Origin of the sequence: Paenibacillus terrigena DSM 21567 (genome assembly GCF_000374845.1) — a bacterium.
GTDB lineage: Bacteria > Bacillota > Bacilli > Paenibacillales > Paenibacillaceae > Paenibacillus_K > Paenibacillus_K terrigena.
The window spans coordinates 531416-546931 of the sequence record NZ_KB895414.1 but is presented as its reverse complement, the minus strand read 5'-3'; the positions used below and the strand labels follow the sequence as shown (position 1 = coordinate 546931).

Genomic DNA, 15516 nt, shown 5'->3' with positions numbered 1-15516 from the left:
ATGCGGAGAGGCTCAATAGGAATCGATATTGGTGGTACGAACATTAAGGCGGGAATCGCCTTGGATAACGGTGAACTATGCTATACGAACAGAATGCCGACCGAGGCATCGAGCGGCTCGTCCTCTTTGCTCAATCGATTGCAGGAGATGATCCGTTCTTTGATTGCGAAGGCGGAGGAACTGGATGTTCAGCTCCTTGGCGTTGGGGTTGGGACGGCAGGGCAGGTGCAGCATAGCACGGGTCGCGTGACGGGTGCTACGGGCAATTTGCCGGGATGGGCGGATGCACTGTCGGCAGAATGGGTACGACAAGTCTCGGGACTGCCAGCCGTGGTGGATAACGATGTCAATGCAGCCGCCTTGGGAGAAGCTTGGATAGGCGCGGGGCAAGCGTGGAACGACTTTGTTTGCATTACGCTTGGCACGGGTGTTGGAGGGTGTGTCATTCTGAATAAGCAGCCATTCCGAGGCAGAGATGGATACGCAGGAGAAGTGGGCCATCAAGTGATTGTTCACGGTGGTGTGTCTTGCAACTGCGGCAACGCGGGCTGTTATGAGCAATATGCATCTGTAACGGCGTTGATTAGGCAGATGAAGACCGCAGCAGAGCAGGGTGGTCCAGACTTTGGCACGCCGGAGCTGCTGTTCGAAGCTGCACGGCAAGGAGATGCAGCTGCGCTTGAGATCATTGACAATTATTCGGAATTTGTCGCTGTTGGGCTTGCGAACCTCTTGAATATTTTTAATCCTTCGGCGATGATTATTGGGGGCGCGATTACCGCACAAGGCGAATTTTTATTCGACAGAATTAGATCTGCAGTCAATAATAAAGTGATGCAGGTGTATCGAGATTCGGAGACCGTTCCGATTGTTCCGGCACAGCTCGGCGATCACGCAGGGATTGTCGGTGCAGCTCGGCTTGTGTATCTTCAAGGTTGAGGGAATCGCGGTAACAACGAATAAAGGAAATGAGGCTTCATGTCTTATAAATCGCTTAAGTGGATGATATTATGCATCCCGACGATTACGATTGGGCTCTGGGAGTATGCGCGGCATACGTTCTTGCTGCCTTATATCTCGATGGAGTTAGGCAATGTGCTCGCCACGGTGATCGTATTCCTGGTGACGATAACGATGATGCGCGGCTTGTTCAAGAAGATGGAAGAGACACAGGAGAAGCTGAACGAAGAGCGGATGGTCAAGGTGGCGCTGCAAGAACGCGAGAAGCTTGCGCGTGAGCTGCATGATGGCATCTCGCAATCCTTGTTCATGCTCTCAGTGAAACTCGACCAATTGGAGATGGCGAAGTCCGACGATGAGCGTAACGACAAATTGGACAAGCTCCGCGAGAAGGTGCGATATGTCTATGAGGATGTAAGACAAGCGATCGGCAATCTGCAGACCGAACCAGAAGCTGCGGATTTGCCTTGGTCGCAGTCGCTCTTGACGATGATTGAGGAATTCAAGCGCGAGACTGGTGTGGAAGTCCATCTCCAATGGCAGCTGTCCGAAGACCCGCTATCGGCCAAGGAAAAGATCGAGCTGTTCGCCTGCCTGCGTGAGGCGCTGATGAATGTTCAGAAGCATGCGCAAGCGACGAAGGTATGGTTGACAGGCCACTCGACTGGCGATGGGTTTTGGTGTGAGTTGAAAGACAATGGACGAGGATTCACGGAATATCCTTATGAGCTTAAAGGGAAATACGGGTTGCAAATGATGAAGGATCGCGCAGGGCAAATGGGCTGGAAGCTTGCGTTTCTGCGTGAAGAGGGATTTACGGTGGTTCGGATTCAGAAAGGAAAGGAGGAAATTGAATGAAGGCGTTTCGAGTGTTGATTGTAGATGACCATGCACATGGTCGTGAAGGGATGCGGGACATTCTATCGATTAATCCTGAATTCGAGGTCGTTGCCGAAGCTAAGAATGGGCTTGAGGCGATCGAATTGACATCGCAGTACATGCCGGATTTAATCTTGATGGACATTTCTATGCCGGAGATGGATGGACTACAAGCGACTAAACATATTAAAGCCGCGTATCCTTACGTCAAAATTGTTATGGTCACCGTCTCGGATGATATTACACATTTATTCGAGGCATTGAAGCGGGGGGCGCAAGGTTATTTGTTGAAGAACCTCAAGCCATCCGCTTGGCATGAATATTTGCGGGCGATTGCGATTGATGAGGCACCGATGTCGAAGGAGCTAGCATTCCGGTTATTGCAGGAGTTTCAGCCGCGTGAGCTGAAGCCTGAAGCCGCGATGAATCCATTGACCGCGAGGGAGAAGGAGATTCTGGAGCGGGTCGCGAAGGGCGAGTCCAATCGCGAGGTAGCCGAGGTGTTGAAAATTTCGGAGCATACCGTAAAGAATCATCTCAAAAATATATTGCAGAAATTGCATTTAGAGAATCGTGTTCAGTTAACGCGTTATGCGATTGAGAACGGCCTTATTCTATGATGAAGGTCGTTCCAAATTTTTTTCGAAAAAACTATTGCAAACAATAATCAACCGTGATATATTATTACTTGTCGCCGCAATGGTGACATACTAGAAGCACCGCAGTATCGGGATGTAGCTCAGCTTGGTAGAGCACCTGGTTTGGGACCAGGGGGTCGCATGTTCAAATCGTGTCATCCCGACCATTAATCCTTTTAAAGGTCGCGCGGGTGTAGTTCAATGGTAGAACTTTAGCCTTCCAAGCTAATAGCGTGGGTTCGATTCCCATCACCCGCTCCAGTAAAAAACGAACAGCCACCCATTGGGTGGCTTTTTTAGTTTGCTGGAGCGGCTGTGTGGGAATTGAACCCACAAATGTGGGTTCGACCGCCCTTAGGCTAAATCGTGCTGACATGCACGAGTGAGCCAGGGCGAGCGTCCGGAAGCAACTCGAGGTAGCCGAAGGATATGAGGGTGACGAGTGCTGGAGGAGTATTCCCATCACCCGCTCCAGTATGATAACAAACAGCCACCGTGAGGTGGCTTTTTTAGTTTACTGGAGCGGCTGTGTGGGAATGGAACCCACGGCAAGGGTTCGACCGTCGACTTCGTGAGCGCGAATTGCGATCACGGTAGACGAGCGTCCCGAAGCTGTTCGAGGCAGCCGAGATTTGAGGCTGACGAGACTGAGGGAGTATTCCCATCGCCCGCTTCAGTTAATCAATTACTTAATCCCTTGCGCCATAAGGGATTTTTTCTTGCGTTCTTTTCGACATGCGGTTGACTCCTTTTGCTATATGGGGCTGATCATGGTGCAATTTTTCTTTGTTTTGGATTTAGGGCTTCTAGGCGATCGACAGCTGCTCGACTGATCGGAGCTGACTCATGGGTTTATAGTTCCGATCTTAGTTATTGAGTACACGTTATGTGATGAAAATGAAGGCTGACCTCACTTTGTTTGGACAATTGTTACTGGTTATTTCACTATATTGAGATGAATACAAAGTACCTGGATTACTCCGAGGCTTTTCATTTCTATATTATCTCTTATATGAATTCGCACACACTATATATTAAATTTGCACAAATTCCCCCTATGAAATACAGTGGCATCTCATTAATGACTTGCATTAACTATAATATACAATTCTAGTGAAAGTTTTTTCATCTGAAGGATTGTAAAAATAATTGAATGGGAGGTGTTTGAATAATGGCATTTATTAAACCATTTATTGCGAGCAGAAGATTTGAATCAACAATAGGGTCAGGAACAGGGACGGGGGCGACATTTGCGATTGCAGCTACAACATTTACAAATGATGCTGGAGTGGCTGCAACGGCATTTCCTGCCTCGCCTTCTTACTACAACCTTTTTATTAATGGTGTGCTCCAACTGGGTAATACTTCAACAGCGACAACTACAACGTTGACTATCCCAGGCGGGGACGCTCTTGATCCAGCAACGCCAGTAACGGTAGAATTTGTTGTGAATTAATGTAGGACAAGCGCTATTCTAGGGGGATTGCCCCCTAGAATAGCCTTTATTTTCTATAACAGGACCATGGACAGGCAATAATACATAGCATGTTTTATATGCAGCAGGAGGTGATCGTAAAGATGAACGAAATTGGTGGTGTAATTCGGGTTATTTCAAGACCATGGACACGAAAATACGGTGAATCAGCTTCCATTTTACCCAGATATTCCGTATTTCCTCCTCAAGATTGTTCTATCTTATTCCCTAGTAGACCATCTCCGCCAACAAGCAATGTTCTCAAAGTGGAAACATTCCAATACATTACGATATCTGATGGAGTTAAGAATACTTACACCAATCAGGATGGATTGATTCAGTTTGGGAGTAGTGTAATACTGAACCTGAATACTGTATCCTACATGAATTTATTTATTAACGGAATACTACAGCCCACTAATGTTTATCAAGTATCTGAAGGAATCTTGACAATAGATGGAGTTCAAGAGAATGGAGTCCCTATCACTTTGCAATTTATTAGGATCTTTTCTAATTAACATGGATTAGAGCCCCGAATCACTCCAAGGCCTTTTTTTGATGTACTGATATCTATTATAGTGCCTCGCCGACCGTCATACCTACTTCCAAGTATGATCATGACCACTATACCTTGGCGAAGATCTTTATATTTCATGGCTACCGATTTGGCTTTTTTTGATTTCTCTTTCATCGAAATTGAGAGACTTTCAATTTCTTCCCCTCACCACCTATCCTGTATAATTGCATGATAGGCCCAACTTTTGGTGCAATTTCTGCGCTATCCTGTATAAATAGCACGATAGCACCCTCAATACGCTCGAACCCGCACGCTTTCGACCAAAGTTCATGCAAATATCCACGATAGGAGCTCGACCATAGCATTTACGGCCTCCTATCCTGCAAAAATACAGGATAGTGAACGAACATGAATCGTAATAAACAAGAAAAGCTACCCCCACGGGATAGCTTCCTAATCATTCTTTCACAATTCCCCTTACATATACTCCCTACTGCTCCCACACAACCATCAACACCCGATTTACGACGACAAGAATCGCAAACCACAACGCCCAGCCCGATCTACCCGCCGCATATAATGCGAGCGCAGCGATCGCGAAGATCGCAAGCGCAAGCAACTCCTTGTAGAACGCAGGAAGAACATAGGTTGCTTTCGGAGCGACGAACATTCCCCATACAAAAGCCACGATGACGGGTGTGCCGATACCTAAGATGATTCTAATGAGCCACCCGGTATTTTGAGTGAATCCCCAATACCCTAGTGCTGCGAGTGCGCAGAGCTCCAAGAGAAAAGCGAGCGCAAGGTTTGCATTTTTCAAAATCAGCACGATCCATCCCCCAGCCTTCTGATTGTTTAAAAAAATTTGCGTTCGATATCTGAAAAAAAAGCTTCAGCAAGTTGCAGGAAATCATCCTTACTTAATTTTATTCCATCATCAAGATTATATTTCAAAATCGATTTGTCTGACTTGTATTTTATTGTCTTATCTATCTTCATCCGATTGTTGTTCTCCATCATGGAATTGCAGAGCATGCGAGCCTCATTCAGTGGGTTCCCGTCCTGCTGCACGTTTTGGCGGCAGTCATCGATCTAGTCTTGGAATACTTGTTCATCGACAGCATAGGGATGTTCCTTTCCAAGGTAAAGTTAATATGAGATTCCAACGGTTTCGTTCCAGTTCCATCGTCTAATTTCTCAATATTATCCCTAACCCTCCTCGTCTCTTTAGGCAATGGCGGTGTATTTTGTGTTCATTTAAGTTCAATCAAATAAATAATATATACATAAACAAACAAATGAACTATAATGAACGAAAATACGATAAATTGGAGTTGATCCTGATGGAAGTCCGTTATGCGTCCCACCCGAATGAAGTGAAGCAATTTGATACCGATCGTATGCGTCAAGAATTCTTAATCGAGACGTTATTTGCACCAGGCCAATTGAATCTTGTCTATTCGCATGTAGATCGCTTTATTGTGGGCGGCGTTGTTCCGACGAAAGAGCCAGTGAAGCTGGAAGCCGATGCGAAGGATATGGGAACGGAATACTTTCTCGAACGCCGCGAGATCGGGATCATCAACATTGGTCCGGCGGGCGTGATTACGGTCGATGGTGAACGTTATGAAATGCAGACCAAAGACTGCTTATATATCGGTCTTGGCGCGAAAGAAGTCTTATTCGACAGTGTTGATGAGGCAGCACCAGCACGGTTCTACTTGAACTCAACGCCAGCTCATCAACATTACCCGACAGTCAAATCGGCGCTCGAAGAAGCCTCCCCGAACCACCTCGGAAGTATTACGAGTTCGAATGAACGTACGATTTATCGCTTCATCCATCAGAATGGGGTAAAAAGCTGTCAGCTTGTGATGGGAATGACGCTGCTCAAGCCTGGCAACATGTGGAATACGATGCCGTGCCATACACATAACCGCCGATCCGAAGTGTACCTGTATTTTGATATGCCGCAAGATGGCGTGGTTTTTCATATGATGGGCGAGCCGGATGAGACACGCCATGTGGTGATGCGTAATGAGCAGGCGATTATCTCGCAGAGCTGGTCGATTCATAGCGGTGTAGGAACGAACAACTATACATTTATTTGGGGCATGGCGGGTGAGAACCAGACGTTCGAAGATATGGACGCGGTCGCGATGCAGGATTTGAGATAACACGCCTTTGGCTGTGGTACAATGAGTGCCTATACTTTAGGGATTGGATGGTAGGGAACAAATGAACAGTATTTTGCGGCATGAAAAAATTATGGAAATATTGCTCTCGCAGCGCGAAGTGTCTGTTAACGAACTCAGTGATCAACTGCAGGTGACAGGCAAGACGATTCGCGAGGATCTCAGCAAGCTTGAGGAACAAGGGCTGCTGGTCCGTGTCCATGGGGGAGCCATGCTGAAGCATCAAGATCAATTCGGGATGCTGTCTGTTCATGAACCGATCATGCAACATCGGGAAGACAAGACTTCAATTGCCGAGCGGGCACTGAAATATATTGAGCAGGATGATGTAATTGCACTAGACGGGGGAAGCACGACCCTTGAAATCGCCAAATTACTTGAGAATCGGCCGTACACGGTCATCACGAATGACCTTCATATTATTGGCGTGCTAACAGCCAAGGATCAAATTCGTCTCGTCGTCCCTGGGGGATATCGTGTTCGAAATATGCTGACGGGCACAGAAGCGATCGACTATATGCGGAAGTTGAATGTGCAGACAGCGTTTATTTCAGCGACAGGGATTCATTTAGAACAAGGCTTGTCCGTGTTCACCGGGGATTTTATTGAGATGAAGAGAGCGATGCTGGAGATGGCCCGGAAAGTATATGCGGTGGTCGACCATTCGAAGTTCGATCGAAGTGCGCTTCGAACAGTGGCGTCGATTCAAGAGTTAGATGGCATTATTACCGATGAGAAGTTATCTGAGGAAATTTATCTGAAGTATCAGCAAGCCGGTGTCATGATAGATCGATCTTGAGAGAGGGCGTGTCATTCGGATGGGAAGTTTTGAATTGCAAGGAAAAACAGCGCTCGTGACAGGCGTCTCTGGCGGGCTTGGAAGAGCGATGGCGCTGGGTCTGGCGGAAGCAGGTGCTGACATCATCGCGGTATCTTATTCGGATGCAAGCGAGACGATGAAGGCGATTGAGAAGCTTGGCCGTAGAACTACTTTTATTCAAACTGATTTGAGCCAGCATGAAGTACTGGACAGCGTTGTAAGGCAAGCGATTGAAGCTTTTGGCGGCGTAGATATTCTGGTGAACAATGCAGGGATCATTCGTAGGACACCTGCAGCGCAGCACAGCTGGGAAGATTGGCAAGCGGTACTTGATCTGAACTTGAACACCGTATTCTACCTCTGTCAGCAGGTTGGCAGACATATGATTGAACGCGGAAGCGGGAAGATTATCAATATCGCGTCGATGTTAACTTTTCAAGGTGGAATTAATGTGCCTGGATATACAGCGAGTAAGCATGCCGTGGCGGGGGTTACGAAGGCGCTGGCGAACGAATGGGCATCCAAAGGCGTGCAGGTGAACGCGATCGCACCAGGCTATATGGAGACCGACAATACGGCGCAAATTCGTGCAGATCAGAATCGATTCCAATCGATTTCCGATCGGATTCCAGCAGGGCGTTGGGGGACACCGGAAGATCTGAAAGGGCCGATTGTTTTCCTCGCCTCAAGCGCATCGGATTATGTGAACGGACATGTCCTTTGTGTCGATGGCGGATGGTTAGTGAGATAGCTTGCAACAAGACGTTTTTTTGCATATAATATAACCTGATTGTTGAATGAATGTGAAATGCAATGATGGAGACAAGTACGCAGTACCTCTAGATCAGGGAGGAGATGCCGAAGATTGAGAGCATCTCTGTAGAGATAGGCTGCCGAAATTCACTCTTGAGCAGTTCTTTGAACGACAGGTTGATCCTTGTTCAGTAGAAGATACCGGCTTCGAACCGTTATTCGATGAGTGAGAGAATATCCGAGTGCATGAATGCATCACGCATGTGTATGAGGTGTTGTCTAACAAGGGTGGTACCACGGTCTTTTCGTCCCTTACGGGAGAGAAGGCCTTTTTTTGTTGGTTAGGTATATTAACTATTTCTATAAGGGGGTCAACCTGATGTTGATGAAAGAACGCTTAGAGGAACTCAAGGAAATCGCAGTATCTGCGCTGTCTAAAGTGTTGGACCCGCAAGAGCTAAACGATCTGCGCGTCAAATACCTGGGTAAAAAAGGTGAGCTCACTGAAGTGCTGCGCGGCATGGGAAGCCTGAGTGCGGAAGAACGCCCGGTGATCGGGCAAGTAGCCAATGAGGTGCGCGGTGCGATCGAAGGTTTGATCACGAACCTGCAAGAGAAATTCCGTGCGGAAGAAACGGCACAACGACTGGCAGCAGAGACGATTGACGTGACTTTACCGGGTCGTCCGATGAACGCAGGTGCAGTGCATCCACTGAACAAAGTTATTCAGGATATTGAAGATATTTTCATCGGGATGGGCTATGAAATTGCGGAAGGTCCTGAAGTGGAGAATGATTTCTACAACTTCGAAGCCTTGAACTTGCCGAAGAACCATCCAGCACGCGATATGCAGGATTCGTTCTATGTGACGGATGAAATTCTAATGCGTACACAGACTTCACCAGTTCAAATTCGTACGATGCAAGCGAAGAAAGGTCAAGGTCCGATCAAAATCATCTGCCCGGGTAAAGTATTCCGCCGAGATGATGACGATGCGACGCATTCGTTCCAGTTCTATCAAATGGAAGGCCTTGTGGTCGACAAAAACATTCGCATGAGCGATTTGAAAGGGACACTTCTTCAATTCGTGCAGCAAATGTACGGTCAAGATACGCAAATTCGCTTGCGTCCGAGCTTCTTCCCGTTCACAGAGCCTAGTGCGGAAGTTGACGTGACTTGCGTGACTTGTGGCGGCGATGGATGCCGCATTTGTAAACATACAGGCTGGCTGGAAATTCTAGGTTCAGGTATGGTGCATCCTGAAGTATTGCGCATGGGCGGCTACGACCCTGAAGAATATTCAGGCTTCGCGTTCGGACTCGGGATCGACCGTATTGCGATGTTGAGGTATGGCATTGACGATATCCGTCATTTATATACGAATGATTTGCGCTTCTTGAAGCAATTTTCACGGATTTAACACTTTAACAAGAATAAGGAAGTGAATGAGCGATGAGAGTATCCTACCAATGGTTAACGGATTATATCGATCTTAGTGATCTGACTGCGGAGCAAGTCGCAGATAAAATTAGATACGCAGGTATCGAAATCGATGTTGTAGAGAACCGGAATAAAGGTGTTAACAAAGTCGTTGTCGGCTACGTGGAGACGAAGGGAAAACATCCGGATGCGGATAAATTGAACGTATGTACCGTCAATGTCGGTGAAGAAGAATTGCTGCAAATCGTATGCGGTGCGAAAAATGTGGACGCAGGCCAGAAGGTTCCTGTTGCCCTTGTGGGTGCAGTAATGCCTGGCGGCATGGAAATCAAAAAAGCGAAGCTGCGGGGCGTAGCATCGCACGGAATGATCTGCTCGGCGAAAGAGCTTGGCCTCAATGACAAACTGCTCCCAAAAGAGCAGCAAGAAGGTATCTTGGTCTTACCTGAAGCAACACCAGTTGGGACGCCAATTGTGGACGTACTTGCAATCGATGACCATGTACTTGAACTGGATCTAACGCCAAACCGTTCGGATTGTTTAAGCATGTTGGGTGCAGCATACGAAGTAGCCGCGATTCTCGGCCGTGAAGTCAAATTGCCGAAAGCAGACGTGGATGCCGTGTCTTCGAATGCGCAAGCGAAAGATCATGTGGAAGTGAGCATTACAGCAACGGAATTGTGCAGTCATTACGCTGCTCGTTATATCAGCGGCGTGAAGATCGGTCCATCCCCGCAATGGATGCAGAACCGCTTGATGGCGGCTGGTGTACGTCCAATCAACAATATTGTTGATATTACGAACTACGTCATGCTCGAATACGGACAGCCGTTACATGCCTTTGATGCCGACAAACTCGCAGGCGGCAAAGTTGGCGTTCGTCTTGCGAACGAAGGCGAAGTGCTCGTGACGCTTGACGATCAAGAGCGTAAGCTGGAGCCTTCTATGCTGCTCATTACAGATGGCGAGAACAAGGCTATTGGTATTGCTGGTGTCATGGGTGGAGCGAACTCGGAAGTCTCTGCTGAGACAGTGAATATTATTCTTGAATCTGCGAAATTTGACGGCGGTTCGGTTCGTAAGGCATCACGCTCATTAGGCTTGCGTTCAGAAGCAAGCATTCGGTTCGAGAAGGAAGTGAACCCGGAAGCGGTCATTCCAGCATTGAATCGTGCAGCGGCACTCATGGCAGAATGTGCAGGCGGAACGGTTGCGCAAGGGATCGTTGAATCTGTTGTCAGCATGTCGGAGCCTGCGGTGGTAACCTTATCACTTGCCAAAGTAAATCGTTACCTAGGCACATCCCTATCCGCAGAAGAAGTGAAAGCGATCTTCGATCGTCTTCAATTTGCATATACAGAACAAGGCGATATCGTTACCGTATCGGTACCAAAACGACGCGGCGATATTACAGTCGATGTTGATCTCATCGAAGAAGTGGCTCGTCTATACGGCTACGACAATATCCCGACAACATTGATCGAAGGTGCAACGACACCAGGCGGATACACGAAATCGCAAAAGATCCGTCGCGAATTGCGTCAATTGCTAACAAGCATGGGATTGTATGAGGTTGTGAACTATTCATTCACGCATCCAGCTCAAAATGAGTTGTTCGGCGGCTTAACGGTAGGATCCAAAGCGGTAGCCCTGTCCATGCCGATGAGTGAAGAGCGCAGCGTACTTCGTACGAGTATCGTGCCGAGCTTGCTTGAGAACGCAGCTTACAACCGGAATCGGAAGACAGAAGATGTTGCCATCTTCGAAGTTGCGAACCTCTATTCGACGGATGAAGAGACATTAACGGAGTTGCCGAGCGAGCAGCCGATGTTCGGTCTATTGCTTGCAGGGAACCGTCAATCCGCACAATGGAATCTGAAAGCCCTGAAATACGATTTCTATGATGCGAAAGGTGTACTGGAAGCGATCTTTACTTATATTGGCGTTGACCAACAAGTTCGTTATGTCTCCGATCAGCCACAAGGCTACCATCCGGGCCGTTCGGCATCGATCTATCTAGGCGAGCAACGTATCGGCGCAATCGGTCAAGTCCATCCGGAGATTCAACAGAACAAAGATTTGGATGACACGTATATCGCTGAAATGCAGCTTGCACCTCTTTATGAAGCAGCTGATTTCAAAGTGACGTATAAATCATTGCCTCGTTTCCCTTCAGTAGAACGTGATATTGCGGTTGTTGTGGCGACAGAAGTTGCTGTTGGCGATATGGTCTCGGCGGCTCGTGAAGAAGCATCGGAATTGCTAGAGTCTATCCAAGTGTTCGACATCTATATGGGTGAGAAGCTTGGCGCAGGCAAGAAAAGTGTGGCGATCTCGCTTGTGTATCGTAATTTAGAGCGTACGTTGACAGATGAAGAAGTGACAGAAGTACATGGTAAGGTGGTAAGCCGCCTGGAACAATCTTTTGAGGCGGAATTAAGAAAATAGCAGGAAATACGAACAGTCACATCGAATGTAATCAGAGGAATCGGTGTGGCTGTTTTTTTTGTACAAAAAGATGATAAGGAGGGCAACGACCATGACTACTGAGGATCGTACCCGCGTTACCGTAGAAATCTACGGAGCACAATACAAACTTGTCGGAACCTCTAGTAAAGACTTCGTTAAAACGGTGGCGGACTACGTCAATGAACATATGGTTGAAATTGCAAAAGGAAATCCAAGACTTGATGTTCCTCGGATCGCTGTTCTTGCAGCGGTACATATGGCGGAACAACTGATGGACGCACGTCGTCATCAGGAGAATATTGATAAAATCAAAGCGGATCACGATAAAATTCAGGCGGAATTGCACCGTTATCGCGCTGAACAGGCTGTACAGCAGGAACAAGCACAGAAGCAGCTGGAAGATCAGAAGCAGCAGGTGCAAGAGAAATTGAATGTGATTGATGAGCAGAAGGCTCAGATGACGAAGCTGAATACGGAGCATCAAGAACAGTTGACGCAAGTTGAACTCAAGCATCAAGAGCAATTGAAGCAGCTGGGTGCTGAACGACAGAAAGAGTTCTCGCAATTAGAGTCCAAATATAAGAATGAATCCGCTCAGCGTGAAGCACAGCTCAAGGATCAGGCTGCGAAGGCTGAAAGTGTACATAAAGAGCAGTTGGCTCAACTAGAGACAAAACAGAATTATCAATTATCGTCCCTTCAAGGGCAATGGAATGCAGCAAAGAAGGAAGCAGGCGATCTTCGTTCGCAATTGGGACAAACGGTGCAGCGTGAACAGGCGCTGAAGTCGAGTGAAGGGAAACTGAAAGAGCAAATTACACAACTTGAGAAGCAACTTGACTCCGTGAAAATCGGTACGGATAAGCAGTTGAATGATGTTAAAGCGCAAGCAGCACACCAGCTCCAGGAAGCCAATGCAGAAGCTGTGAAACAGCTGGAAGAAGCGAAAGCAGAATCCGAGAATCAGATCGCAGAAGTGAAGGCACAAGCCGAGAAACAAATTACAGAGGTTAAGGCGAATGCGGTTCAAGCCAGAACAACTGCAGAGAAGCAATTGGCGGAGTTGAAGTTGAAGTACGAAGCAGAGTTTACGACGATGAAAGAGCAGCTTGAGAAGCAGCTCACTGAAGTGAAGTCGCAGCATGAACAGCAGAAATCCCAATCCGATCAGCGCCTTGCCGCGCTCAAATCACAGTTCGAAGAGCAATTCGAAACGATGAAGGCACAGCTTGAACTGCAGCTTGCTGATGCGCATACCCAATCCGAACAGCAGCTTACGGCATTGAAATTACAGTCGGAGCAGGAGCTTGCCGAGCTGATGGAACAATATGAGCTGCAGCAGCAAGCTGCAGAACAACAGTACCATCGTGAAATCGCAGCAGCGAAGCAGGACTCTACTGCTCAGTATAAGCAGCTCCAACAGAAGTCTGAAGAGGAGCTTGCGGAATTGATGTTGCAAGCGGAACAAGAGCTTACGGAATATAAACTTCTCTCGGAGCAAGAATTGTCCGAAATGAAGCAACAATATGAGCAGGAGCTCGCGGATCTGAAGGAAAAATCCCAGAAAGATCTCTTACATGTGAAGTTGAACGCGGAAGTTGAACTGGAGGATACGAAGTCCTATTATGACGAGTTGATCCAAGAAGAGAAGCTGCAGATGGAAGAACAACATGCGGCAATTCAAGCGAAGGTTATGGAACTCGAAGCGGGTCTTTCAGCGAAGCAGCAGGACATGAAGCAATTGCAAGCGCAAATTTATGATCTGGAAGAGCGAGAGAATAGTATTCGAGCGTCGGAGAGTGAGTTAGCAGCGCGCAACAGCTTGCTAGAGCAAGAACTGGAGAATGAGAAGTCTAAGTTAACCGAAGAACAGCTTCAATTCGAGCAGCTTCTAGAAGAACTCACACCGCTTAAGGAATTGAATGCCCAGTTGGCTGCGACCAATGAAGAGCTTGCCGTTACAGCAGAACGGATTCGAACGGATAAGGATCAGCTTGAACTAGATCAGCTGCAATGGCTAGATGAGCGTGACGGACTGAAGGAGAAGCTTAACCAAGTGCAAGAGAAAACTCGTGCTGCTGTGGAACGCAACGAGCTGCTCGAGCGGTCGTTGAACGAAGCTTATGATGAGCTGAGTGTTCTGAAAGAACAATTCGAAGTAGTTTCCCACCAATATCGTTTACTGCAATCCGAACGCGAGCTTGGTGCGGATCAAGAGAGCAAAATCGCAGAAGAATATCGTAAACTACAGGAAGAGTACGCGAAGCTACAACAAGAATATAATGAGTGGATCGAACTCATTGATCAGAACTAACAGGATGGACAGAATGATAGAGGGTTATTCGATATGCATGTAAACGTGATTGATTATATATGGCTTGGGATCGCTATTATTGCCGGAGTTTATGGGTATATTCGTGGGTTCGTGAATACGTTCGTATCGATTTTTGGAATTTGTTTTTCTTTTATTATTTCGATACTCTATTATCAGCGATTTAGTAGCTGGCTGGGGAAGACAACAGGGCTTAATGTAACGCTCTCTAGTATTCTTGCCTTTATTGCCTTATTCTTAGTGACGAAATACGCTTTAGTCATTGCGGGGGGCTTCCTGAATTTCATTGCGAAGGCACCGGGGATTCATCGATTGAATCGCTGGTCCGGCGCGATATTTGGTGTCTTTGAATGGATTGTCATCTCGATTATCATCATTTATTTGGCGAAATACATGAAAGCACCCGAGATGAAATCGATGCTTGAGGGTAGCTGGGTATCCCGCCAGATCAGCTCTCATATGCCTGATATTATTGCAGCGACCGCACAGTTTATCGCACGAATTACAGGGATTTAGCTGTGGCTTGGTCAATAAGCAAAAAGAGCGGTTACGACATGCGGGAGGAACTGCATGTTATAACCGCTCTTTTTGTAATATGTGGTGCGATTAATGATTTATCGACCTGCGCAGATCATTTCGCGGCTTCGTAAGGGGTAGACACCGGAATGAATAGATCGATAAGTCCGATCACCAATGCACCGAGAATCGCGCCAATGACCGAGACGGATACGCCGCCGATAAAAAATTGAGCGACCCAAATGACGAGCGCGCTCGTCAAGAAACCGACAATACCGCGTCCAAATGGCGTTATCTTCGTACCGAAGATGCTCTCGATGATCCATCCAATGACGGCAATCGCAAGGGCGAGGAACAATGCGCTCCAGAATCCTCCGATTTTAAAGGCAGGAACGATCCAACTGACGACGAGTAGTACAAGCGCCGAGACGATAAATCGAACAACGTGGCCAAGAAAATTCATGTGAATCCTCCTTTGATGTAATCATTACAACGGGTTCAACGATTATTTTACCCTTCTTGG

General features: G+C 47.2%; 14 protein-coding genes, 2 tRNA genes and 1 other annotated feature. Of the genes, 14 read left to right on the top strand and 2 right to left on the bottom strand.

Going from position 1 to position 15516, the window contains the following annotated elements; genetic code table 11:
- The 7 genes from C558_RS0110545 to C558_RS0110515 all read left to right on the top strand — a co-directional run bounded on the left by C558_RS0110545 (window position 1) and on the right by C558_RS0110515 (window position 4469).
- Window positions 1-939 carry an ROK family protein gene (locus tag C558_RS0110545; RefSeq protein ID WP_018756230.1) on the top strand — a complete coding sequence of 313 codons (939 nt, stop codon included), beginning with the start codon at window positions 1-3 and terminating at the stop codon, window positions 937-939.
- Window positions 940-1002: 63 nt separating this feature from the next.
- Window positions 1003-1818 carry a sensor histidine kinase gene (locus C558_RS0110540; protein ID WP_245583777.1) on the top strand — a complete coding sequence of 272 codons (816 nt, stop codon included), beginning with the start codon at window positions 1003-1005 and terminating at the stop codon, window positions 1816-1818.
- On the top strand, window positions 1815-2459 hold the full coding sequence (locus C558_RS0110535) for a response regulator (protein WP_018756228.1): 645 nt from the start codon (window positions 1815-1817) through the stop codon (window positions 2457-2459). The genes C558_RS0110540 and C558_RS0110535 overlap by 4 nt, the downstream gene beginning before the upstream one ends.
- 108 nt (window positions 2460-2567) lie before the next feature.
- Window positions 2568-2644, top strand: a tRNA-Pro gene (locus C558_RS0110530).
- Window positions 2645-2664: 20 nt separating this feature from the next.
- Window positions 2665-2738 (top strand) — tRNA-Gly (locus C558_RS0110525).
- A gap of 910 nt (window positions 2739-3648) precedes the next feature.
- Complete coding sequence (locus C558_RS0110520; protein WP_018756227.1) at window positions 3649-3933, top strand: DUF4183 domain-containing protein; 285 nt, start codon at window positions 3649-3651, stop codon at window positions 3931-3933.
- A gap of 122 nt (window positions 3934-4055) precedes the next feature.
- Entirely contained in the window at window positions 4056-4469 is a 414-nt protein-coding gene (locus tag C558_RS0110515; RefSeq protein ID WP_018756226.1) for a DUF4183 domain-containing protein, read from the top strand.
- 489 nt (window positions 4470-4958) lie between these two features.
- Here C558_RS0110515 and C558_RS0110500 read toward each other — a convergent pair whose 3' ends face one another.
- Window positions 4959-5297: a YrdB family protein gene (locus tag C558_RS0110500; RefSeq protein ID WP_018756223.1), complete on the bottom strand. Its 339-nt coding sequence runs from the start codon at window positions 5295-5297 to the stop codon at window positions 4959-4961.
- A 514-nt stretch (window positions 5298-5811) separates the two neighbouring features.
- Between C558_RS0110500 and kduI the strand changes: the two genes are divergently transcribed.
- The 7 genes from kduI to C558_RS0110460 all read left to right on the top strand — a co-directional run bounded on the left by kduI (window position 5812) and on the right by C558_RS0110460 (window position 14993).
- Window positions 5812-6645 carry a 5-dehydro-4-deoxy-D-glucuronate isomerase gene (gene kduI, locus C558_RS0110490; protein ID WP_018756221.1) on the top strand — a complete coding sequence of 278 codons (834 nt, stop codon included), beginning with the start codon at window positions 5812-5814 and terminating at the stop codon, window positions 6643-6645.
- Window positions 6646-6706: 61 nt separating this feature from the next.
- Window positions 6707-7462 carry a DeoR/GlpR family DNA-binding transcription regulator gene (locus C558_RS0110485; RefSeq protein ID WP_018756220.1) on the top strand — a complete coding sequence of 252 codons (756 nt, stop codon included), beginning with the start codon at window positions 6707-6709 and terminating at the stop codon, window positions 7460-7462.
- 19 nt (window positions 7463-7481) lie between these two features.
- Window positions 7482-8234 (top strand): 2-dehydro-3-deoxy-D-gluconate 5-dehydrogenase KduD, encoded by a 753-nt coding sequence (gene kduD / locus C558_RS0110480; protein ID WP_018756219.1) that lies wholly within the window; start codon window positions 7482-7484, stop codon window positions 8232-8234.
- A 53-nt stretch (window positions 8235-8287) separates the two neighbouring features.
- Window positions 8288-8552 (top strand) — a binding site (T-box leader).
- A 69-nt stretch (window positions 8553-8621) separates the two neighbouring features.
- On the top strand, window positions 8622-9656 hold the full coding sequence (gene pheS, locus C558_RS0110475) for a phenylalanine--tRNA ligase subunit alpha (protein WP_026263836.1): 1035 nt from the start codon (window positions 8622-8624) through the stop codon (window positions 9654-9656).
- Window positions 9657-9688: 32 nt separating this feature from the next.
- Window positions 9689-12124: a phenylalanine--tRNA ligase subunit beta gene (gene pheT / locus C558_RS0110470; protein WP_018756217.1), complete on the top strand. Its 2436-nt coding sequence runs from the start codon at window positions 9689-9691 to the stop codon at window positions 12122-12124.
- A 91-nt stretch (window positions 12125-12215) separates the two neighbouring features.
- A complete protein-coding gene (gene zapA, locus C558_RS0110465) occupies window positions 12216-14459 on the top strand; it encodes a cell division protein ZapA (protein WP_018756216.1) in 2244 nt (747 codons plus the stop codon).
- A 33-nt stretch (window positions 14460-14492) separates the two neighbouring features.
- Window positions 14493-14993 (top strand): CvpA family protein, encoded by a 501-nt coding sequence (locus C558_RS0110460; protein WP_018756215.1) that lies wholly within the window; start codon window positions 14493-14495, stop codon window positions 14991-14993.
- A 115-nt stretch (window positions 14994-15108) separates the two neighbouring features.
- Here C558_RS0110460 and C558_RS0110455 read toward each other — a convergent pair whose 3' ends face one another.
- Window positions 15109-15456: a phage holin family protein gene (locus C558_RS0110455; RefSeq protein ID WP_018756214.1), complete on the bottom strand. Its 348-nt coding sequence runs from the start codon at window positions 15454-15456 to the stop codon at window positions 15109-15111.
- Window positions 15457-15516: the final 60 nt, after the last annotated feature.